Genomic DNA, 19,233 nt, shown 5'->3' on the forward strand with positions numbered 1-19,233 from the left:
CCCCAGCCCTGCCCCGCCACCGCCCAGGGCGCCTTGGCTGCCGGAGGCGTTGGCCACCGTAGTGCTGGTGGAATTACCGGCCAGGCGGCCCAGGTACCACTGCACGCCCAGGTCCAGTTCGCCGGTGAGCTTGACCTCCAGAATGCGGGTCTCGATCTGCACTTGCAGCGGTGGGTTGTCGAGGCGTTTGATCGCCGCTTCGATTTCTTTCCATTGCGCCGGGCGGGTGCGCACCAGCAGTTGGTTACTGCTTTTTTGCGCGGTGATGCGCGTGCCCGCCTCGAGGTCGCTGGTGTGCGATGCCTGGGTGTTTTCGGCAGGCTCGGATTCAGGTTCTTCGGCTGCGGGCACCGGGGCGCTCGCCTGCAAACCGGCACTGGTGGATGAGGACAAGGTGGTGGTACGCAAGCCCGGCGCTACTTTCGCCGGGGCGTCATCCTTGATCGCGCCATTGCCGTAGATCTGCCGCAGGTACTTGGCCAGATCGGCGGCCTTCATATTGCGCACGTCGTACACATACATCTGCGGCTCGTTACCGCCGCCCTCGTCGATGGTGCGGATCCAGTCGCCCACTTCGCTGAGGTACTGGGGCTGGGAAGAAATCGCCACCACCGAGTTGGTGCGCTCGACCGGCAAGAACCGCAGCATGCCGGCCAGGGGTGTGCCACTGTCCGCGCCGAACATGGCTTGCAGCTCGGGCATCAGCTCGGCCACCGAGGCGCGTTGCAGGCCGAACACCGCCACCGACATGCCCTTGAGCCAGTCCACGTCGAAGGTGTCGATGGTGTCCTGGTAGTTGGCCAGTTCGTCGGGCGTGCCGGCCAGGCTCAGGACATTACGCGCCGGGTCCACCAACAAAAAAGCGTTTTCACGGGCGAAGGGTTTGAGCAGTTTCTGCATCTCGGTGGCCGAGATATAGCGCAGTGAAAACAGACGTGCCGAGAGGCCGCTGGCCGGTTGCGCCACGCGCATCTGCGGCACCAGCTTGCCCGCCACGGCCTGGTTGGCCGGCAGGATCACATAGCGGTTGCCCTGTTTGATCATGGCGTTGTCGGTCCAGGACAGCAGGGTTTCGAGAATCGACAGCGCTTGCTGTTTGTCCACGGGCTTGGAGGTGGAGAAGCTGACAGTGCCCTTCACGCCCTCGGCGATGCTGTAGTTCTCGTGCAGCAGGTCGCCCATCACGCTGTTGATCACGGCCTCGATGGGCTGATCGGCGAAATTGAATACGATGTCGCCGCCCTGCTCCGGCACGTTTACGGGCGCCGCGGGCTGGCGCACAAACGCTTGATTGCCACGAATCAGCTGGCGCTGCGGCGGAGCCTGGGTGGCAGGCGGGGGGCTTTCGGCCACAGGCGCCTGAAGCGGCGGGCGTTGTGCGCCGGTGCCCTGCAGGGCCTCGTGCAGCAGGTCGTCGTCCGGGTCGAGGGTGTCGGGCAAAGATCCACAGCCGCCCAGGGAGACGGCGGTAGCCAGGCAAAACAGCGAAGTGCGCATATCGATCAAGGGAGAGACTCGCGGGGATGTGAGTTCAGGGGTAACCGCTTACCGTAGAGGCTCAGGGTCTGGGTGCGCCCGTTGAGGGCAAAACGGGCGTATTGCGGGGTCAGGTGCTCCAGGCGCCAGCCGTTGGGCAACGCCTGGCCCAAGCGCACCGTGAGCATTGGGCCACCGGCTTGCTTGAGCATGGCCATTTGCAGGTTGCCGGTGATCATGATGCCGCTGAGGGTCAGGTTGGCCAGGCTCGCCACCTGGGTTTTACCCACCTCCCGGTCCGAGCGGCGATCCGGGCTGAACAGCGGTGCTTGCCAGGTACCGGCAAGGTCTTGCAACGCTGGCGTGGGAGCGGCCTGCACCTGGAACGAGGGTGGCGCGTGCGCCGGCGCATCGGGTAACCACCGGGGGGCGTCGCCGATGCTGCTGAGGATCATCGCCATCAACACCCCCAAGAGCCCGGCCACGCCGAGCCAACCCCATTCAAGAGGACGCAAGGGGCCGATCATGGTGCCACCCGCGCCGGTTGCAGGTAGCCGCGCACCAGCAGTTGCACCGCCAGCTTGCCTGCCCCACCACTGGCTGGCGCCTGTTTGTCGCGACGGATATGCAGCTCATCGACGAACAGAAAAGGCGGCTGATATTCCAGCCCATGCAGGATCGCGGTCAGCGGTTCGATGGCGCAATTGAGCGTGAGGCTGACCTTGACCTGGCGATAGGGCTCGCTGTCATCCTGTTCGGGCGTGATCGGCTTGCGCTGGGTGAGGTTGCAGCCGCCGCCGAGGTTGGCGTGGCTGTTGATCAGGTCGGCGAGACGCTGCATCAAGTCGGCGGCGACCACGTCCGGGTCGTCCCCCGGCAACAGGCTGGCGCTGCTGGCCGGGTCTTGCTGTGCTTGCGCCAGCTGTTCGCGCAAGGCATCGCCCTGGCGTATGACGCTGGCATAGCGCTGCTGCTGTTCACGCAACTGTTCGGCCTGTTCACCCATGGCCCGCAGCGGCCCGGCGAACCAGCTGTCGATCAACAGCCAATAGGCCGCGCCGAGCACCAACGCCAGGGTCAACAAGGCGGCGCCGCGGCGTTCACGGGGTGTGAGGGGTCGGCGCATCGGCGGCCTCCTGGCGTAAGTGGGCACGCAAGGCAAACTGGTCCTTGCCGCTGCGTGCGTCGGGTTGGATCACACCTTCAAACTGCGCGTTGTCCAAGCGCTGGCAGCCTTTGATGCGGCTGATCAGGCCACTGGCCTTGGCGCTCTGGCCGGAGAAACTCACCTCGCCGTCCTTGACGTCCAATTGGTCGAGCCAGGTGTCGGCGGGCAGGCAACTGGTCAAGTCATTCAGCAGCGCGGCCAGGGGCGGTTGCGCCCGTTTACGCTGGCTGAGGTACTGCGCCGCGCCACGGGTGTTGAGCAGTTGCTGGCGCAGGGCGTGCACCTGGGCGACCTCGGCTTTTTGCTGTTGGACAGTGGCGTGCATGCTGTCGAGTACCCGCTGGCGGTCGTTGAGCCACAACAGCATCGCCGCGATCAGCAACGCGCCGCACAACCACGGCAGGCTGCGCTGCAATTGCTTGCCGGCAGGCCGCGAACGCGGGCGTAACGGCGCGGGCAGCAGGTCGATACCCAGGCCCGCCACATCCACGCGGTGTGGGTACAGGCCGAGGGCGGCGCAGTCAGTGAGGACCTGGTCAAGGCGCTCGCGCAGGATCGCCACCACCCTCACCTCCAGGTGGCTGGGTGTGCGCCGCTCCTGGCGGGCGACGAAGTAGAGCTGCTCGGCGTTGAACGGGGTGTAGCGGTCCAGTTCATAGCCAACCACCTCCACGAGGTTGCGCGCGGCAGCCAGAGGCAGTTGCACGCTTTGCTGCAACACGGCGTCGGGGGCAAGCATCAGCACCTGGCGCGTATTGCCTGGGACCACCGGTGTCGTCAGCGGCCAGTGATGAACGTGCTCGGGCGGTTCCTGGAACGCCAGCCACTTGGGCAAACAGCCGCGTAACTCCGTGAGCCACAAACGCCAGCCTTGTTGCAGCAGGCTGCCGCGCCAATAGCGGGCAATCGGTTCGAGTTGAATCATTCTTGCCACCGCACTACCCGATAGGGCTGTGCGCTGTCCTCCGCAGGGCTTAGTAAAAGGGTCAGTCGCAGGCGTGCCTGATAGCCGCCGGGACGCTCGGCGCGGCTGTCGATTTCCACGACCTGGCCGGGGTCGACGCCCTCGGCGTCCTGGCGTGGCAGGTTCAACGCCTTGCGCATCAGGGGGCTGGCGAATGCCGGAGCGGGCCGGTCGAGGTCGCTCCACAAGGTGATGTGTGGCAGTAGTTGGCTGTAGAGCGCCGGGGTCATGCCGGGGAGTTGACGTACCTCTTCCAGCACCCGAAACGGCGCCAGGCCCTGATGGCGGCGAGTCTCAAGGGCCTTGGTCAACTGCTGGGCCTGAACCGGTGTAGCGCCGCAGGCCAGGGCCAGGCGCGTGAGGTCTTGGGAGGCGGCGTTGACCAGGTACAGCTTGCCGCGCTCACTGCGCACACTGACCTGCAAGCGGGCGTCGTCGAAGGTCAGCGCAATAGAACGCCCGTCCGCCACCCACTGCCCTTGCGCCATGACCTGTGCGATACCGGCCTGGGCGGCCAACAGTGTCTGGGTGTGCTGGCGCAGCCACAGCGCCTGGCGACTTTGCAGTTGCACCCACCCGGCCAGGCCACCCAGCAATACGCTGAGCAAGGCCAGCACCCACAACACCAGCAACAGGGCCGCACCGCGTTGGCGCTTCATTCTTCGCTGCTCGCGCTGGACAGGTTCAGGCGCAGCGCAACCACCTGGGCGACCCATGGCACCGGCCCGTCGACGGAGGCGTCGATACGCACCGCAGTGGGCAGGCGCCGGGGCCAGGGCCACGGGCTCAACCAGTCGGTGGGCTGGCCCAGTGGCGAGACACCGCGATAGCTGAACTGCAGCGCCTCGACGTTATGCAAAAGCACCTGCGGCTCATCGCGCTGCGCGTTGGCGTGGGAGTCCCTCTGCGAAAAAGCCACCTGCAGATCCTGCCCGACCCGTTGCAGGGTAAAGCGCTGGATACCCCCGCCCAATACACCGGGCAAGGTCGCCACAAACTGCAGACGTTCAGGCGTGCCGATAAAAAAACCTTCGGCCTGGCTGTCATCGTCAGTGAGCTTTAGCGGCAGCGCCTCGCTGATCGATGTGCGCAAAAACTGTTGGGCGGCGCGCATTTCATCCAGGCTGACGGTGTAGGCCTGGGCCTTGGCCACCGCCCGATTGGCCCCCAGCAACGCTGCGCTCACCAGCAGCAACAATACCGACAGCAAGCTGAGCACCACGAGTACTTCCAGCAACGTGAAGCCCTGCTCACGGCGCTTCACAGGCGCGCCTTCAAGGTGCTGAAGTGCGCCTGATGCGCGCCTTCACGCACGTTCAGGTCAAGACGAAACAGGTGCGGCTGTTGGCGGGTACTGGTCAATTGCCAATGGATACCCTCGAGTTCGCCTTGGCGGGTTCCCTCCGTCAGCGGGCCGGCGGCTTCCTGGTCCAGCAGCGTGAGCGCGGCATGGCTGAGGCGGTCGCTGCGGGCCACCTGGGACAAGGCGCGCGCGCTTTGGCCGAAGGCAACCAGCAACACGCTGCTGCACACCGCCATCAACGTCAAGGCGGCGAGCATTTCCAGCAGGGTGAAACCGGCCTGGTGCTTCATGGCAGCGCCTTGGACTGCACACTGCCGGTAAGCCAGCCAATGTCGATGCGCCAACGCCGGCTGCCGTTGGCCAGCAGCAGGTTACCGCCTGTGGAACTGCCGTCGGGATAGAACACCACCGCGGGCCCAGCCTGCTCGGCACTGTGCAAGGTCACTTGCACCTGCGCTGGCCACTGCTGTGACGCACGCCCTGGAGCCTGGAACGAGCGGCCCTGGAGGTCGAACTGAGTGCGCGCCGCCTGGCCGCTGACGATGGCGCTCGCCCGCGTGGCGCGCAGCGCCTCGACCATCTGCGCGACCACCCGGCGCTCCTTGGCCACCTGCAGCCCTTGCCGTACACCCAGCCCCAACAACCCCGCCGCAATGCCGATCAATAGAATGACCACCAGCATCTCCAGCAGGGTAAAGCCTCGCTGGGCCACGGGCGGGTTATTCCCAGTTGCCCAGATCGGCACTGTAGCCCTCACCGCCGGGTTGGCCGTCCTGGCCGTAGAAGATCAGGTCGAAGGCGCCGTGCTCACCGGGGAAGCGATAGCCGAACCCGTGGCCGAACGGGTCTTTCAGCTCCGAAGGCTTGGCGTAGGGGCCGGCCCAGTTGGAAGCACTGGCCGGCTTGTCGAGCAATTGTTGCAGGTTGTTGGGCGGCGCCCCCACGTCCAAGGCGTAGCTGTCGATCTTCATGCTCAAACTGGCCAATTGCGCCTTGCCCGCGCCGTACTTGCCCTTGTCCACATTGCCACCGACCTGGCGCACCACAATGGTCGCGACAATGCCCAGCAGCACGATCACCGCCAACATTTCCAAAAGGGTGAAGCCGCCTTGGCGGTGTCGGGTTTTCATCGGTTCTGCTCCTTGAAAGTTCATATATGGCTGGTGAGGCTCATCAGCGGCAGCATGATCGCGAGCATGATCACCGCCACCAGTACCGCCATGACCACCGTCAGGGTCGGCACCAGTGCAGCGAGCAAGCGTTCGATGGCGCGCTTGGCCTCGACGTCGAAGGTGTCGGCGACCTTGAGCAGCATGCTGTCCAGTTCGCCGGCCTGTTCACCGACTTCGATCATGTGCAGCGCCAGCTCCGGTAACAGCGGCTGGCGGCCGAACGCATCGGCCAGGGTGCCGCCGCCCTTTATCCGTTGCGCTGCCAGCGCCACTTGCGCCTGGAGCGCACGATTGCTGCAGACCTGCCGGGCGATCACCAGCGCGGGCAGCAGCGCCACGCCATTGCTGAGCAACGTGCCCAGGGTGCGGGTCAGGCGGGCGGCTTGCACCCGTTGCAGCAGCGGGCCGATCACGCGGATGCCCAGCAGGTAACGGTCGTAACGCTCACGGCGGAGGGGGTCGCGCAAGCGCGCCGCCAGGATCCATCCACTGATCGACAACCCGGCCAGCACCACCAGGCCATAGGCGCCGAGGAACTCGCCGAGCGCCAGGATCACCTGGGTGATCAGTGGAATCGGTACGCCAAGGTCCTGAAAAATCGGCACGAATTGCGGCACCACATAGGCCAGCAACAGCGCCAGGGAACCCAGTACACCCACCACCAGGAACGCCGGGTAGATCAGCGCATTGATCACCTCGCCGCGCAGCAACTGGCTACGCTCCAGGTAGTCGCTGAGCTGGCGCAGGGTACCTTCCAACGCCCCGCCGGCTTCACCGGCGCGCACCATGCTCAGGTACAGCGGGGAAAACGTGCCGCCCTCCTCCTCCAGCGCAGCCGACAGCGGTTTGCCGGCCTTGACCTGGTCGCGGATACGCTCGATCAAGGCCCGCACCTCAGGATGGCGGGCTTGCTTGAGCAACAGGTTTAAAGCGCGTTCGAGGGGCTGGCCGGCGCCCAATAACGTGGCCAACTGCTGGGTGAAACTCACCAGCGCGGCGCCCTTCAACTGCCCGCGTGCCTGGCGCAACAAGGGGCTGCTGGCCGTTTCGATGTGCAGCAGCAACCACCCGCGCTGATGCAAGGCGGCGACAGCAGCCGCCTGGTCAATGGCCTGCAACGTGCCGTTCTGGGCCACGCCCTGGCTGTCCAGGGCACGGAACTTGAACAGGCTCACACGTCATCTCCACGGGTGACACGCAGTACTTCTTCCAGGGACGTCACACCGGCCAGGGCCTGGCGCAAACCGTCTTCATACAAGGTGCGCAAACCGGCGCGGCGGGCGGCGTGCTCGAGGCTGGCGGCGTCGGCGTGGCCCATCAGCAGGCCACGCAACTCGTCGTTCATTACCAACAACTCAGTGAGGGCACTGCGGCCGTGATAGTCACCGCGGTAAAGCAGGATGGGACGCTGCTCGGTCAGGCGATCCAGGCCGTGCTCCTTGATCAATTCCGCTGGGGCCTGGAAGGCAACCCGCGTGGCAGGGTCCAGGCGCCGCACCAGGCGCTGCGCGAGAATACCGCTGACCGTGGAGGCAATCAGGTAGCTCTCCACGCCCATGTCCAGCAAGCGCGTGATGCTCGCAGCGGCGCTGTTGGTGTGCAGGGTTGAGAGCACCAAGTGACCCGTGAGGGAGGACTGTACGGCAATGCGGCAAGTTTCAAGGTCGCGGATTTCGCCGATCATGATCACGTCCGGGTCCTGGCGCACGATGGCGCGCAGCGCTCCGGCAAAGTCCAGGCCGATGGCCGGCTTGACCTGGATCTGGTTAATCCCTTCAAGCTGGTATTCCACCGGGTCTTCCACGGTAATGATCTTGCGTTCAGCCGTGTTGAGCTGCGACAACGCGGTATAAAGCGTGGTGGTTTTGCCCGAGCCCGTAGGCCCGGTGACCAACAGGATGCCGTGAGGCCGCGCCAATAGATCCTGGAAGGCCGCCAGGCGCGGGCCATCAAAGCCCAGGCTGGGGAAATCGAATTGCACGGTTTGCCGGTCCAACAGGCGCATCACCACCGACTCGCCAAAGCTGGTGGGCACCGTGGACACCCGCAGGTCCAACGCTTTGCCCTGGATGCGCAGCATGATGCGCCCGTCCTGGGGCAGGCGCCGTTCGGCAATGTCCAGGCGCGCCATGATCTTCACCCGCGAGATCACCGCCGCCGACGAACTGGCAGGCGGTGCTTCGGCGTCGTGCAGCACGCCGTCGATGCGGTAGCGCACCTTGAGTTGGTTTTCGAAGGGTTCGATATGGATATCCGAAGCGCGCTGTTCCACCGCGCGCTGCAGGATCAGATTGACCAGGCGAATCACTGGCGCTTCGGAAGCCATGTCCTTGAGGTGTTCGATGTCCTCCAGCACGCCGCCCTGCTCATCGAGGTTTTCGATCAGGCTGCCCATGGCGGAACGGCCCTGGCCGTAATAGCGCTCGATCAGCGTCTCGACATCATTACGCGAACCGACGGCCAGCCAGACCGGCACCTCACAGGCATACGCCAGGGCCTGGAACGGATACCACTGCGCCGGGTTGGCGGCCATTACGCGCAACCCGCCCTGATGCCAACCCATCGGCACGACCTGGTAATGACGCATAAAGCGCTCGGTGAGCACGGGAAGCGGATCGAGCAACGGCGGCGCCGCGTCAGCCAGCAGCAGTGGCGCATCCAGCAAATCGGCCCAGGCGCGAGCCAGTTCGACTTCGGACACCAGGCCCAGGCGCGTGAGTAAACCGAGCAGGTCGCCAGGCTCAGTGGATAAACGCTGGGCGCGTTCCAGATCAGCGATTTTGAGCCCGGCGTGCTGCATCAGCCACGCGCACACTTGGTCGGTATGCGGGATCTGCATCTTGCAAGCATCGATGGGCACTGACGACATCATTGAGGAATATCTAACGTTGCGAAAAGTATGGCTATTTAGAACTACCGAACAATGCCATTAGTTCGCCATAGCCCAGGCAGGCGTTAGCCGGGTGTATCGACTGGAAGTTATAGCCCTAGTTCCGGATAAGGGGGTAATTAAATACAAAACATTGCTAAATGCACTGATTTAGAGCGTTAGCAGCCAATAGCCACTAGTTGCAATTAGCCATAACGGCGGGTCATCAGGTGCTCTCTCTTTCAATTAACTGACAGTGCAAAAGATTCAAGCGTTTGACTTCCTCATTGGTGGCTAATACGCCCAGACGTTGCAGGACGCGTGTGGCGGCGAGTACGCCGATCTCCAACGCGGGTGGCTGGAGGGTGCTGAGGCTGGGCAGCAACATGTGGGCAAACGGGTAGTCGCCAAATCCCAATAAGGCGCACCCTGGGGGATGCTCAGCCCGGCGCGTTGACGGGCGAGCAAACCGCCGGCGGCGAGGTTGTCGTTGGCGAAGAAAATCGCGTCGGGCGTGACCGCCTGCCCCATCAGCGCTTCCATGGCCTGCTTGCCCGCTTCGAAGGGCGCACGGTCGGCGTCCGGCACAAAGACCCACGGCTGCACACCCAACTCGGAGAGGGTCGCGGTAAACCCATCGCGCCGCTCCAATTCGCTGAAGTCGCCCACTGCACTGTTTTGTACGAAGGCGATCGGCCTGATCGCAACCGCTACCACCAGCTATAACGAGCCGTACCACATAGCGCGCAAATTCGCCTCGCTGGATCACCTCTCCGGCAGTCGCGCAGACCTCACTGGCCGACGCGCAGGCCTTCTATAGCGACCTCAACGGTCGCCTGGGCCAATACGGGCGCGAGGCCGATTCGCTGAAAATCATACCGGGCGTGTTTGTGGTGGTGGGGCAAACCGAAGCTTTCGGCCCAGGCCAAATTCAAAGCGTTCCAGGCGCTGGTCGAACCCGAGGTGGGAGTGGCGTTGTTGGGGCGCAACAGTTTGACCGGCATGCCGAGGATTTTGCCGGCTTGGTCGTTCCTGAGTTACAGAGGCGCGGCTTGCTTCGTCGCGAATACACCGGCACCACGCTGCGCGAAAATCTCGACTTGGGGCGGCCGATCCGTCGACCTCACGCATTAAGGTAGGCACAGCCGTGGGCAACGTACGAAACAATGACTGTGAGCTGACTCTTCCTCTGGATCAACCTCTCACAGTGCACACGCGCTAGTGAAAGCCACCTAAACTAACCAGGGTTTGGGCCGATACCCCGATCAAACTCCCTTTACCGGGAAATTGAGAAACGCTTCAGCGGATTTAGATTATGAAAGACATTTACCTACTCGTAGAACATGGAGCCGATCAAGGGGAGGTGTACATTTTGGGTTGGTTCGATGACCAAAAAAGTGCAGCCGATATTGCAGAAGCAAAGGAATGGCAGGCTTACCGAGAGGCGCTGAACACTGAGCACTCATGGTCTCGCCAAAAACCTGTACCTCCCGACCAGACCAAATACCGCCGCTACTGGATTCAGAGTGTCTCCAAATTTTCTGTGCCTACAATTCAAGCAACACCCGCGCTTCATTAAGCTGCGGAACGTCATTTAACGCCGACATAGTCGGTGCCGTAGGCTTGGTAGGCATGCACAGCCATTATGGCGCTGGCTCCGTCGGCGGTGATGGAGGCGGCGATTGACAGGCGAGCCTGGCGCAACCGCTAACCCTCCAAGTTTTGGAACTCCTCTCAAAAACCGCCCCACCGAAGCGCAAAGCGCTCCATTACCTCAAGGAAATGACAGGGCTGGAGACTGCACTCTACAAGGGGTGCGCCTTTAGTTCTGGAACGATCCACCCTCCCTCGGCGTCCTGCCGAACGAAATTTACCGAATGCCCTGCCGCAATTTCAAAACACGTCTACAGTCACTGTGATTCGAACGGACCTCGATTAATGCAATACAAAGGAATCATCATGCGTAGGATTGCTTTTGCGAACGCGGGCTACCGTCTCCAAAATCAGGCACCGCCGATTTGTAAAATCGGCGTTTGCGAGACGAGTCCGTACAGTGCGTTTTATTTGGAAATTCCAACATAAGGTTCGTGAAGAATGCTGTTATTTATTTCAGCTATTTTACTGTGCGTTCCGTTACGGATATTTGTTCCAGCTCTTGGTGTCGAAATAGCCCCCTCCGACGGCCTATGCCTAATTGCGCTACCCTACGTACTATTTATTTATCAGAAAGCGAACAAATGGCTTTTGACTAGCATAGCTTTTTCACTCATCTCGATAATTTACATACAACTATTCTTCCAGCCGGGAAACATAACAAGAGCACTTCTTTCCATGGCCTTCTTTTTCAAACCTTACTTAATATACTTACTGGGACGAAGCTTAGCAGAAGTCAATTTTAACCCCGAAAAATTCAACAGAAATCTCATCTACTTTATTACCGCCACTGCGTTTGCAGCAACAATTGATGCGATTTTATTCAAGGGACATGTGACGACATTTGTTGAGTTTGAACGTATTCCGGGAGAGGTCATTTATGGTGGGGTATTTGACCCAACATTTTTTGGCCTGAAATTTCACGGAAGCAATGGAATTAATGGTATCGCTGTATTTTTCTCAGTGGCATTCATGATTTGCCTGTCACTTGGCGTAATAATGAAACCAAAAAGAAGCTTACGATTAGTTTCATATATTGGAATGATGTGCAGCTTGATTTTAGTGTTAGGCAGCGGATCACGACAAGCTGCGCTCGGGTTGGTCGTTAGCTGCCTGTGCTGTTTTTTTGCTGGAAAGATGACACCCCGCAGAACAATAAAAGTATTCTTTTATATAGTCTTTTCTCTATTTTCTTGCGCCACCATTGTAATATTATTTTCAGACTACTTCTCTGAACTGTTTGCAAAAATATTAATCATGATAGACAACATATACTCTGGAAACTGGGATGGCGTATCGTCTGGACGATTAGGTTTGTATGTGATACTAATTGAAGACCTGATTAAGAGCCCGTTATTCGGTACTGGCTTTAGCGGATATGGTATTTTCGATTCAGAACTCGGCTACTTCGACAATGACGTTACTACATCTGGATACACTCCCCACAACCAATATTTAGGAGCGCTTTGGAAGATGGGAGGGATAGCGGGAATATTTTACTTAATATTTCTCTGGAAAATAATAAAACCATTCTTTAAAGCACAACAAGAAGACGAATACCAAAAACGATTTTATATTGCGATGATGGTGATAATCATACCGTTCTTTACAGTGTTTAATATGTTTCAAGATGGTCTTTCCTCACCATCTACAGGTCCTATATTCTTGCTAATAGTGGGCTTCTATTGGCGACATGCTGTCAATTTAAACCTCCACAAAAGCATCTCCAAGAACGCTCTCCCTGACCCATGCCTCATTCCATCCGGCCAGCCAGCTTAAATAAAAACGTATCGTCTTTACGAGCACCTCACGCGAGGCTAAGAACGCCAGTCTTAGGGAAGGCGTCTGGTGGGGGAGTAAAAAAGCTATTCAGGGAATATTTTTGAGCGAAGAAGGTCAAGTTTTGACCTTCTTCGTGTCTCCTCTTAAATGATATCGAAACATTGAGAGGCGAACCGATTCATCACACAGCTACAGCTTATGAAAAATCCTGCTTGCTAAAGATAAAGCAATCAACGTTCTCTGGACTCTCGTAAGTATCAAGAATTAGAGGAAGCTCTGTCCTCGGCCGAATATAACCACTTCGAATAGATTGGGTATATACGCCGACATTTACATTATTCCTGCGGGCTCTTGCATCAACAGCTACGCTATCAATACAGTAATTCATTGCGCTGCCATTACCGCAAAGCTCACCGCCGCTATTAACCATGCGAGATGAATCTTGCCCCTCCATAACTACGCCCCAAGCATTTTGCGTAGGACCGGCCCCTGGCTCAGTGCCAGAACAATAGCAATCAATAACAGAGTTATTGCTTCCGCCATTATCGATAAGAACTAGAGAGCGGCCACGCCAATCGACAGACGTAATGTCTTGAAATGTGCAGTGCTGCGCATAATGAACATGAACTCCAACAGCCGAGTTCCCAGTGAACTCAAGACCTCGAATAATCACGTTACGAATTGGTACGCACGTAGCTACGATGGCTCCATTAGGATGCCCTTTTTTTAGGGCATTGTTGATAACCAAGGATTCGCTAAATACCCTAATGACTTGACGAACCTCCATAGGGCCATCAAGTGGAAGCGGCTGTGTATCAAAGTCCGTGGACGCATCGGAAATTACAATCCAATCACCGGCAACATATTTTGTCGGGTCATCGACAAAAATTTCATTTTGATTCAGAAAAGCTTCCCGAGTTAAAAAGCTTGCTGGGCGGACCTTCCCTTGATAATCAAATGCGGCATAGCTTGGATCAGTAGGAACTTCAGGATTTCGACCAACCCCGCTCGAGTCAATTAGCACCTTATCAATGCCTGGTGCAGGCTCAATAACCAGGCCATGAATCGGGGTTAGATCTGCCTTATTCAAAGGAACCGTAGTCTTGATCGGGCACACGTCGCGGTTAATTTGAATCCAGCGATAACCTGCCTGGATGATGGACCTAAGCTGTGGACCGTTATCGAGCGTAGCGCTTGGGGTGAATACATAGGGCGTCGCGTAGTACATGGACATGTTTTTCTCCTTGTTTAGTGGTCATCCTTAACCACATCAGAACTGTACATACATACAGCACAAACGTCAAAGAAGAGTTTTCCCCAGTGAGATATTTCCCTAGCGTAAGCCTGACACGCCCGCAACGCGATCACTCCTTGGTCGCCGCCTTCATGATCTTTTAGCCAAGCTTTACTCGACAAGCAGCATGAACCATTAACGGCGCTAGGGGTGTCAAGCTCATTGCAGCCAATGACTGAATCCCAGAGGAAAACTGACAGCCAGCCGGAGATCAGCAATAGCAAGCTGGTCGCGCAGGCGCCCTGGTTACGCTGGGCGTCAGACAATTCCTTGGTGTGTTTTTGATCCTGGGTTGCGAACTACTACTTGCTGGTCAAGCGCTTGTGCTGCTCGGAGCGAGCCTGGGGCAGCGCCCAGTATCTGACTGGGCATCCTCACGACACACCCGTGAAAAAGTTGTGGTGACACAGGCGTAGCGTCTGTGCTGCCGCAGTGCCACGTCATTGATCGATCCGGACGTTCCGCTCTCATAGAGCCACATCAGCGCGCAGTTAGCCTCCCGCTCCGACTGCTCGCCCAGATGGCCCTTTCACCATACCCTTGTGTACTGCAAGTCGGCCCGGCTGAAACATAAGCAGGCACAGACAAAGGACACTGGACGCAGATTGAGGAGCGGTATTTGACGCGAGTGCTGAAAGAAACCGGAAAGGACGGGCAGACGATCGCAGGCCATGCGAGTGAGGGCATGACCAAAACTACCAGCGAGACCACGAGGAAATCATCTGGTCCGAGGCGATGCCGGACGTGAATATTAGCGAAATCACCGGATAGTTTTGCGCGGGTTTTGCGCAGGCACAAAAAAGCCGATCTGTCTGATCGGCTTAAGTGTCTGATTTTACTCAGGAATAATGGTCGGGACGGAGTGATTCGAACACTCGACCCCTAGCACCCCATGCTAGTGCGCTACCGGACTGCGCTACGCCCCGACTAGGCGTGTTACTGGGTTCGCTTCTTAACGAAGCGAACCGGAATATACCGCAAGCTTTTGAAATGTGGAAGTATTTTTAAAGCTTGAATCATTTTTTCAGCACCACCAGTACATCTTCCAATTCGGAGATCATCTGGCGGATCAGTTGCTTGTATTGGGTGGTGTCGTCTTTGGCTTCATCACCGGACATACGCTGGCGTGCGCCGCTGATGGTGAACCCCTGGTCGTACAGCAACGCACGGATCTGTCGGATCATCAGCACGTCCTGGCGCTGATAATACCGACGGTTCCCGGTGCGTTTGACGGGGTTGAGTTGAGGAAACTCCTGCTCCCAATAGCGCAGCACGTGCGGTTTTACCGCACACAGCTCGCTGACTTCACCGATGGTGAAGTAGCGCTTGCCTGGGATGACGGGTAGCTCGTCGTTATGACTTGGTTCCAGCATAAGCCTCAACTCGGGCCTTCAACTTCTGCCCTGGACGAAAGGTGACCACACGGCGAGCCGTGATCGGGATTTCTTCTCCCGTTTTTGGATTGCGGCCAGGCCGCTGGCGTTTGTCTCGCAGGTCAAAATTGCCGAAACCGGACAATTTGACCTGTTCGTTGTCTTCCAGAGCGTGTCTGATCTCTTCAAAAAACAGCTCGACCAATTCCTTGGCCTCGCGCTTGTTCAGACCCAACTCTTCGTACAGACGTTCCGCCATCTCAGCTTTCGTCAAAGCCCCCATACGTCACTTCCTTAACGTGGCGTTCAACCTTTGTTCGAGCGAGGTGAGGATATTTTGCGTCGTGGTATTCACCTCATCGTCATTAAGAGTGCGCGATGGATGCTGCCAGGTCAAGCCAACTGCAAGGCTTTTTCTATGCGGATCAATGCCTTTACCCTGATAGACGTCAAATAGCCTGAGGTCTGTCAGCCATTCCCCTGCATTTTCACGGATTACATCCAGAACCGCAGTGGCGGCGACTTCACGGTCGGCTATCAGGGCCAGGTCGCGACGCACTTCAGGGAAGCGCGACAACTCGCTGAATTTAGGCATCTTGCCCGACGCAACTTCAGCCAAGACTAGCTCAAACACGAAGACTGGACGGTCCAGCCCCAAGGTTTTCGACAGTTCTGGGTGAATGGCGCCCACAAAGCCCACCAGGCGACCTTCACGCTCGATACGTGCAGTCTGGCCTGGATGCAAGGCTGGGTGGCTACCCGGCACGAACGTAAAGGCGTCCAACGCACCGGCAAAGCCGAGCACCGCTTCCACGTCTGCCTTGACGTCGAAGAAGTCCACGACCTCACGGCCTTGCGCCCAGCCTTCGGGCAGACGGCTGCCGCAGACGACGCCCGCCAGCATCGGCTCTTGCTTCAAGCCATCAAGCTGGCCGACGAAACGCAAGCCGCTTTCGAACAGACGCACGCGGTCTTGCTGGCGGTTCAGGTTGTGGGAAAGTGCCTTCACCAGGCCCGGCCACAGCGACGTACGCATGGCGGCCATATCGTTGGAGATCGGGTTGGCCAGCAACAGCGGTTCAACACCAGGGTTGAACAACTCAAACTGCTTTGGATCGATGAAGCTATAGGTCACGGCTTCCTGGTAACCACGGGCCACCAGCAGGCGACGCAGTTCAGGCAGGTGCGCACGCGCTTCGGCCTTGGGTTGCGGCGCCAGGCGTGCTTGCGGATAGCGAACCGGCAGACGGTTGTAGCCGTACAGGCGCGCCAGCTCTTCGATCAGGTCGACTTCCAGGCTGATGTCGAAGCGATGGCTAGGTACTGCAACTTGCCACTGCCCTTCCCCGCCCGCAGAAATACCCAGGCCGAGCGCGGACAGCAGTTGCTCGATTTCAGCCGGCTCGATGACCAGGCCAAGCATCTGCTCAACGCTTTTGGCACGCAGGGTGATCGGCGCAATCGACGGCAGGAACTGTTCGTTGACGGTTTCGGTAATCGGGCCGGCTTCACCACCGGTGATTTCCAGCAGCAGGCCGGTAGCGCGCTCCATGGCTTCACGGGCGAGTTTCCAGTCCACGCCACGCTCGTAGCGGTGCGACGCATCGGTGTGCAGGCCGTAGGAACGAGCCTTGCCAGCGATCGCGATCTGGTCGAAGAACGCGCTTTCAAGGAATACGTCACGGGTGGTCGCGGATACACCGCTGTGCTCGCCACCCATCACGCCGGCAATTGCCAGGGCACGTGTGTGGTCGGCGATGACCAGAGTGTCGGCACGCAGGCTGACTTCCTGGCCATCGAGCAGCACCAGCTTCTCGCCTTCTTCGGCCATACGCACGCGGATGCCGCCATTGATTTCGGCAAGATCAAACGCATGCAACGGCTGGCCGAGTTCCAGCATCACGTAGTTGGTGATGTCGACGGCGGCGTCGATGCTGCGTACATCGGCACGACGCAGGCGCTCGACCATCCACAGCGGGGTTGGCTTGGACAGGTCCACGTTACGGATCACACGCCCCAGGTAACGCGGGCAGGCGTTTGGTGCCAGTACCTCAATCGAGCGTACTTCGTCGTGTACCGCCGGTACGCCAGCGACCACTGGACGAGCGACAGGTGCGTTGTACAGCGCGCCCACTTCACGGGCCAGGCCAGCCAGGGACAGGCAGTCGCCGCGGTTGGGGGTCAGGTCGACCTCAATGCTGGCGTCTTCCAGTTCCAGGTAAACACGGATGTCCTGACCCACTGGCGCGTCGGCCGGCAGCTCCATCAGGCCATCATTGCCCTCACCCACTTGCAGCTCGGCCTGGGAGCACAGCATGCCGTTGGATTCAACGCCACGCAGCTTGGCCTTCTTGATCTTGAAGTCGCCCGGCAACTGGGCGCCGATCATAGCGAACGGGATCTTCAGGCCCGGGCGCACATTAGGCGCTCCGCACACGACCTGAAAGGTTTCCGAGCCGTTGCTGACCTGGCACACACGCAATTTGTCGGCATCCGGGTGCTGCTCGGTGCTCAACACCTCGCCCACCACCACGCCACTGAAAACACCGGCGGCCGGCGTAACGCTATCGACCTCAAGACCGGCCATCGACAGACGAGCAACCAGCTCGTCGCGATCTACCTGCGGGCTTACCCAGCCACGCAGCCATTGTTCACTGAATTTCATCCTGCTCTCCTAAAGATTCGTTACGACTAGCGAAATTGCGCGAGGAACCGCAAGTCGTTGTCGAAGAACAGACGCAAGTCGTTCACGCCGTAACGCAGCATGGCCAGACGCTCAACGCCCATGCCGAAGGCAAAGCCCGAGAACTCTTCCGGATCAATCCCGGACATGCGCAGCACGTTGGGGTGAACCATGCCGCAGCCCATCACTTCCAGCCAGCCGGTCTGCTTGCACACGCGGCAGCCTTTACCGCTGCACATCACGCATTCCATGTCGACTTCGGCGGATGGCTCGGTGAACGGGAAGAACGAAGGACGGAAACGTACCGCCAACTCTTTTTCGAAGAACACCCGCAGGAACTCTTCGATGGTGCCTTTGAGGTCGGCGAAATTGATATCGCGATCAACCAGCAGGCCTTCGACCTGGTGGAACATCGGCGAATGGGTGATATCCGAGTCGCTACGGTACACACGGCCTGGGCAGACAATGCGGATCGGCGGCTTGTTCGCTTCCATGGTGCGGACCTGTACCGGCGAGGTATGGGTGCGCAGCAGCATGTTGGCGTTGAAATAGAAGGTGTCGTGCATCGACCGGGCCGGGTGATGGCCTGGGATGTTGAGCGCCTCGAAGTTGTGGTAGTCGTCTTCGACCTCAGGGCCTTCGGCAATGCCGTAGCCGATGTGGGTGAAGAACTGTTCGATACGTTCCAGAGTCCGGGTGATCGGATGCAGACCGCCCGACGCCTGGCCACGACCAGGCAAGGTCACGTCAATGGACTCGGCGGCGAGCTTGGCCGCAAGATCGGCCTCCTCGAGCGACGCCTTGCGCGCATTGAGAACCTCTGTGACACGCTCCTTGGCGACGTTGATCAGCGCACCGACTTGCGGACGCTCTTCAGCGGGCAGATTTCCCAGGGTCTTCATCACCTGAGTCAATTCACCTTTCTTGCCAAGGTAGTGAACCCGGATTTGCTCCAGGGCATTTACATCTTCAGCGCTTTGCACAGCCTCAAGGGCTTGGGCGACGAGCGCGTCCAGGTTTTCCATGTACAGACTCCAGATACAAAATAGGGGAAGAGCTTGAAGGCTCTTCCCCTATTTATGACGTTTACCACCTTGGGCCACAGGAGTAGCCCAGGGTGACTGTCGGGGGTACTTAAGCCAAGGAGGCTTTAGCTTTCTCGACAATCGCAGCAAACACCGCTTTTTCGTTCACGGCCAGTTCAGCCAGAACCTTACGGTCGATTTCGATGGACGCTTTTTTCAGGCCAGCGATGAAACGGCTGTAGGACAGACCGTTAACACGTGCACCGGCGTTGATACGAGCGATCCACAGAGCGCGGAACTGACGTTTTTTCTGACGACGGTCACGGTAGGCGTATTGGCCTGCCTTGATTACCGCTTGCTTGGCAACACGGAATACGCGTGAACGCGCGCCGTAGTAGCCTTTAGCGAGTTTCAGAATTTTTTTGTGACGCTTACGGGCCATGACGCCACGCTTTACACGAGCCATGAGTT

19 protein-coding genes, 1 tRNA gene and 2 pseudogenes are annotated in these 19,233 nt (G+C 58.9%); 3 read left to right on the top strand and 19 right to left on the bottom strand.

The window, feature by feature from the left end; genetic code table 11:
* The 12 genes and pseudogenes from GIV35_RS15155 to GIV35_RS15210 all read right to left on the bottom strand — a co-directional run.
* A partial coding sequence (locus GIV35_RS15155; RefSeq protein ID WP_236491414.1) for a secretin N-terminal domain-containing protein occupies positions 1–1,497 on the bottom strand: 1,497 nt, incomplete at its 3' end.
* 5 nt (positions 1,498–1,502) lie between these two features.
* Positions 1,503–2,003, bottom strand: coding sequence for a general secretion pathway protein GspN (locus GIV35_RS15160; protein ID WP_223023958.1), 501 nt, complete (start codon positions 2,001–2,003; stop codon positions 1,503–1,505).
* Positions 2,000–2,602: a type II secretion system protein GspM gene (gene gspM, locus GIV35_RS15165; protein WP_116668313.1), complete on the bottom strand. Its 603-nt coding sequence runs from the start codon at positions 2,600–2,602 to the stop codon at positions 2,000–2,002. The genes GIV35_RS15160 and gspM overlap by 4 nt, the downstream gene beginning before the upstream one ends.
* The gene (locus GIV35_RS15170; RefSeq protein WP_105227301.1) at positions 2,577–3,569 is read right to left on the bottom strand and encodes a PilN domain-containing protein; all 993 of its coding nucleotides are present in this window, start codon (positions 3,567–3,569) and stop codon (positions 2,577–2,579) included. The genes gspM and GIV35_RS15170 overlap by 26 nt, the downstream gene beginning before the upstream one ends.
* Positions 3,566–4,267: a helix-hairpin-helix domain-containing protein gene (locus GIV35_RS15175; protein WP_236265534.1), complete on the bottom strand. Its 702-nt coding sequence runs from the start codon at positions 4,265–4,267 to the stop codon at positions 3,566–3,568. Before GIV35_RS15175 ends, GIV35_RS15170 begins: the two co-directional genes overlap by 4 nt.
* Positions 4,264–4,872: a prepilin-type N-terminal cleavage/methylation domain-containing protein gene (locus GIV35_RS15180; RefSeq protein ID WP_223023956.1), complete on the bottom strand. Its 609-nt coding sequence runs from the start codon at positions 4,870–4,872 to the stop codon at positions 4,264–4,266. Before GIV35_RS15180 ends, GIV35_RS15175 begins: the two co-directional genes overlap by 4 nt.
* Complete coding sequence (locus GIV35_RS15185; protein ID WP_236265536.1) at positions 4,869–5,201, bottom strand: type II secretion system protein; 333 nt, start codon at positions 5,199–5,201, stop codon at positions 4,869–4,871. The genes GIV35_RS15180 and GIV35_RS15185 overlap by 4 nt, the downstream gene beginning before the upstream one ends.
* Complete coding sequence (locus GIV35_RS15190) at positions 5,198–5,623, bottom strand: GspH/FimT family pseudopilin (RefSeq protein ID WP_034128224.1); 426 nt, start codon at positions 5,621–5,623, stop codon at positions 5,198–5,200. Before GIV35_RS15190 ends, GIV35_RS15185 begins: the two co-directional genes overlap by 4 nt.
* A 7-nt stretch (positions 5,624–5,630) precedes the next feature.
* Positions 5,631–6,041, bottom strand: coding sequence for a type II secretion system major pseudopilin GspG (gene gspG, locus GIV35_RS15195; protein WP_019821138.1), 411 nt, complete (start codon positions 6,039–6,041; stop codon positions 5,631–5,633).
* 20 nt (positions 6,042–6,061) lie between these two features.
* Positions 6,062–7,258, bottom strand: a complete 1,197-nt coding sequence (gene gspF, locus GIV35_RS15200; protein ID WP_236265539.1) for a type II secretion system inner membrane protein GspF — start codon at positions 7,256–7,258, stop codon at positions 6,062–6,064.
* The gene (locus GIV35_RS15205; RefSeq protein WP_236265544.1) at positions 7,255–8,952 is read right to left on the bottom strand and encodes a GspE/PulE family protein; all 1,698 of its coding nucleotides are present in this window, start codon (positions 8,950–8,952) and stop codon (positions 7,255–7,257) included. Before GIV35_RS15205 ends, gspF begins: the two co-directional genes overlap by 4 nt.
* 226 nt (positions 8,953–9,178) lie before the next feature.
* Positions 9,179–9,651: pseudogene (locus GIV35_RS15210) on the bottom strand (substrate-binding domain-containing protein); the annotation flags it as partial.
* A gap of 83 nt (positions 9,652–9,734) precedes the next feature.
* On the opposite strand from GIV35_RS15210, the pseudogene GIV35_RS15215 reads away from it, so the two are divergent.
* From GIV35_RS15215 to GIV35_RS15225, 3 genes and pseudogenes are all read left to right on the top strand, one after another.
* A pseudogene (locus tag GIV35_RS15215) lies at positions 9,735–10,091 on the top strand (nitrilotriacetate monooxygenase); the annotation flags it as partial.
* Positions 10,092–10,267: 176 nt separating this feature from the next.
* Entirely contained in the window at positions 10,268–10,531 is a 264-nt protein-coding gene (locus GIV35_RS15220; RefSeq protein ID WP_080751120.1) for a hypothetical protein, read from the top strand.
* Between the two features lie 752 nt (positions 10,532–11,283).
* On the top strand, positions 11,284–12,384 hold the full coding sequence (locus GIV35_RS15225; protein WP_202692096.1) for an O-antigen ligase family protein: 1,101 nt from the start codon (positions 11,284–11,286) through the stop codon (positions 12,382–12,384).
* A gap of 199 nt (positions 12,385–12,583) precedes the next feature.
* Here GIV35_RS15225 and GIV35_RS15230 read toward each other — a convergent pair whose 3' ends face one another.
* From GIV35_RS15230 to rplT, 7 genes are all read right to left on the bottom strand, one after another.
* On the bottom strand, positions 12,584–13,621 hold the full coding sequence (locus GIV35_RS15230; protein WP_202692097.1) for a hypothetical protein: 1,038 nt from the start codon (positions 13,619–13,621) through the stop codon (positions 12,584–12,586).
* Between the two features lie 909 nt (positions 13,622–14,530).
* Positions 14,531–14,607: transfer RNA gene (locus GIV35_RS15235), tRNA-Pro, on the bottom strand.
* Between the two features lie 90 nt (positions 14,608–14,697).
* Positions 14,698–15,054 (bottom strand): MerR family transcriptional regulator, encoded by a 357-nt coding sequence (locus tag GIV35_RS15240; protein ID WP_003174972.1) that lies wholly within the window; start codon positions 15,052–15,054, stop codon positions 14,698–14,700.
* Positions 15,035–15,337 (bottom strand): integration host factor subunit alpha, encoded by a 303-nt coding sequence (gene ihfA, locus GIV35_RS15245; RefSeq protein WP_002553164.1) that lies wholly within the window; start codon positions 15,335–15,337, stop codon positions 15,035–15,037. Before ihfA ends, GIV35_RS15240 begins: the two co-directional genes overlap by 20 nt.
* Positions 15,338–15,340: 3 nt before the next feature.
* Positions 15,341–17,719, bottom strand: coding sequence for a phenylalanine--tRNA ligase subunit beta (gene pheT, locus GIV35_RS15250; RefSeq protein WP_236264812.1), 2,379 nt, complete (start codon positions 17,717–17,719; stop codon positions 15,341–15,343).
* Positions 17,720–17,745: 26 nt separating this feature from the next.
* Entirely contained in the window at positions 17,746–18,762 is a 1,017-nt protein-coding gene (gene pheS / locus GIV35_RS15255; RefSeq protein ID WP_003192486.1) for a phenylalanine--tRNA ligase subunit alpha, read from the bottom strand.
* Positions 18,763–18,871: 109 nt separating this feature from the next.
* Positions 18,872–19,228, bottom strand: a complete 357-nt coding sequence (gene rplT, locus GIV35_RS15260) for a 50S ribosomal protein L20 (RefSeq protein ID WP_003192488.1) — start codon at positions 19,226–19,228, stop codon at positions 18,872–18,874.
* Between the last annotated feature and the right edge of the window lie 5 nt (positions 19,229–19,233).

The sequence above is a fragment of the Pseudomonas sp. PA-1-6B genome (assembly GCF_021609545.1).
Lineage (GTDB): Bacteria > Pseudomonadota > Gammaproteobacteria > Pseudomonadales > Pseudomonadaceae > Aquipseudomonas > Aquipseudomonas fluorescens_BV.

Excerpts from the sequence above, each read along its gene's own strand:
- GIV35_RS15160 (WP_223023958.1), bottom strand. The coding sequence starts at position 2,003 with ATGATCGGCCCCTTGCGTCCTCTTGAATGGGGTTGGCTCGGCGTGGCC.
- gspM (WP_116668313.1), bottom strand. The coding sequence starts at position 2,602 with ATGCGCCGACCCCTCACACCCCGTGAACGCCGCGGCGCCGCCTTGTTG.
- GIV35_RS15170 (WP_105227301.1), bottom strand. The coding sequence starts at position 3,569 with ATGATTCAACTCGAACCGATTGCCCGCTATTGGCGCGGCAGCCTGCTG.
- GIV35_RS15175 (WP_236265534.1), bottom strand. The coding sequence starts at position 4,267 with ATGAAGCGCCAACGCGGTGCGGCCCTGTTGCTGGTGTTGTGGGTGCTG.
- GIV35_RS15185 (WP_236265536.1), bottom strand. The coding sequence starts at position 5,201 with ATGAAGCACCAGGCCGGTTTCACCCTGCTGGAAATGCTCGCCGCCTTG.
- gspG (WP_019821138.1), bottom strand. The coding sequence starts at position 6,041 with ATGAAAACCCGACACCGCCAAGGCGGCTTCACCCTTTTGGAAATGTTG.
- GIV35_RS15205 (WP_236265544.1), bottom strand. The coding sequence starts at position 8,952 with ATGTCGTCAGTGCCCATCGATGCTTGCAAGATGCAGATCCCGCATACC.
- GIV35_RS15220 (WP_080751120.1), top strand. The coding sequence starts at position 10,268 with ATGAAAGACATTTACCTACTCGTAGAACATGGAGCCGATCAAGGGGAG.
- GIV35_RS15225 (WP_202692096.1), top strand. The coding sequence starts at position 11,284 with ATGGCCTTCTTTTTCAAACCTTACTTAATATACTTACTGGGACGAAGC.
- GIV35_RS15230 (WP_202692097.1), bottom strand. The coding sequence starts at position 13,621 with ATGTCCATGTACTACGCGACGCCCTATGTATTCACCCCAAGCGCTACG.
- GIV35_RS15240 (WP_003174972.1), bottom strand. The coding sequence starts at position 15,054 with ATGCTGGAACCAAGTCATAACGACGAGCTACCCGTCATCCCAGGCAAG.
- ihfA (WP_002553164.1), bottom strand. The coding sequence starts at position 15,337 with ATGGGGGCTTTGACGAAAGCTGAGATGGCGGAACGTCTGTACGAAGAG.
- pheT (WP_236264812.1), bottom strand. The coding sequence starts at position 17,719 with ATGAAATTCAGTGAACAATGGCTGCGTGGCTGGGTAAGCCCGCAGGTA.
- pheS (WP_003192486.1), bottom strand. The coding sequence starts at position 18,762 with ATGGAAAACCTGGACGCGCTCGTCGCCCAAGCCCTTGAGGCTGTGCAA.
- rplT (WP_003192488.1), bottom strand. The coding sequence starts at position 19,228 with ATGGCTCGTGTAAAGCGTGGCGTCATGGCCCGTAAGCGTCACAAAAAA.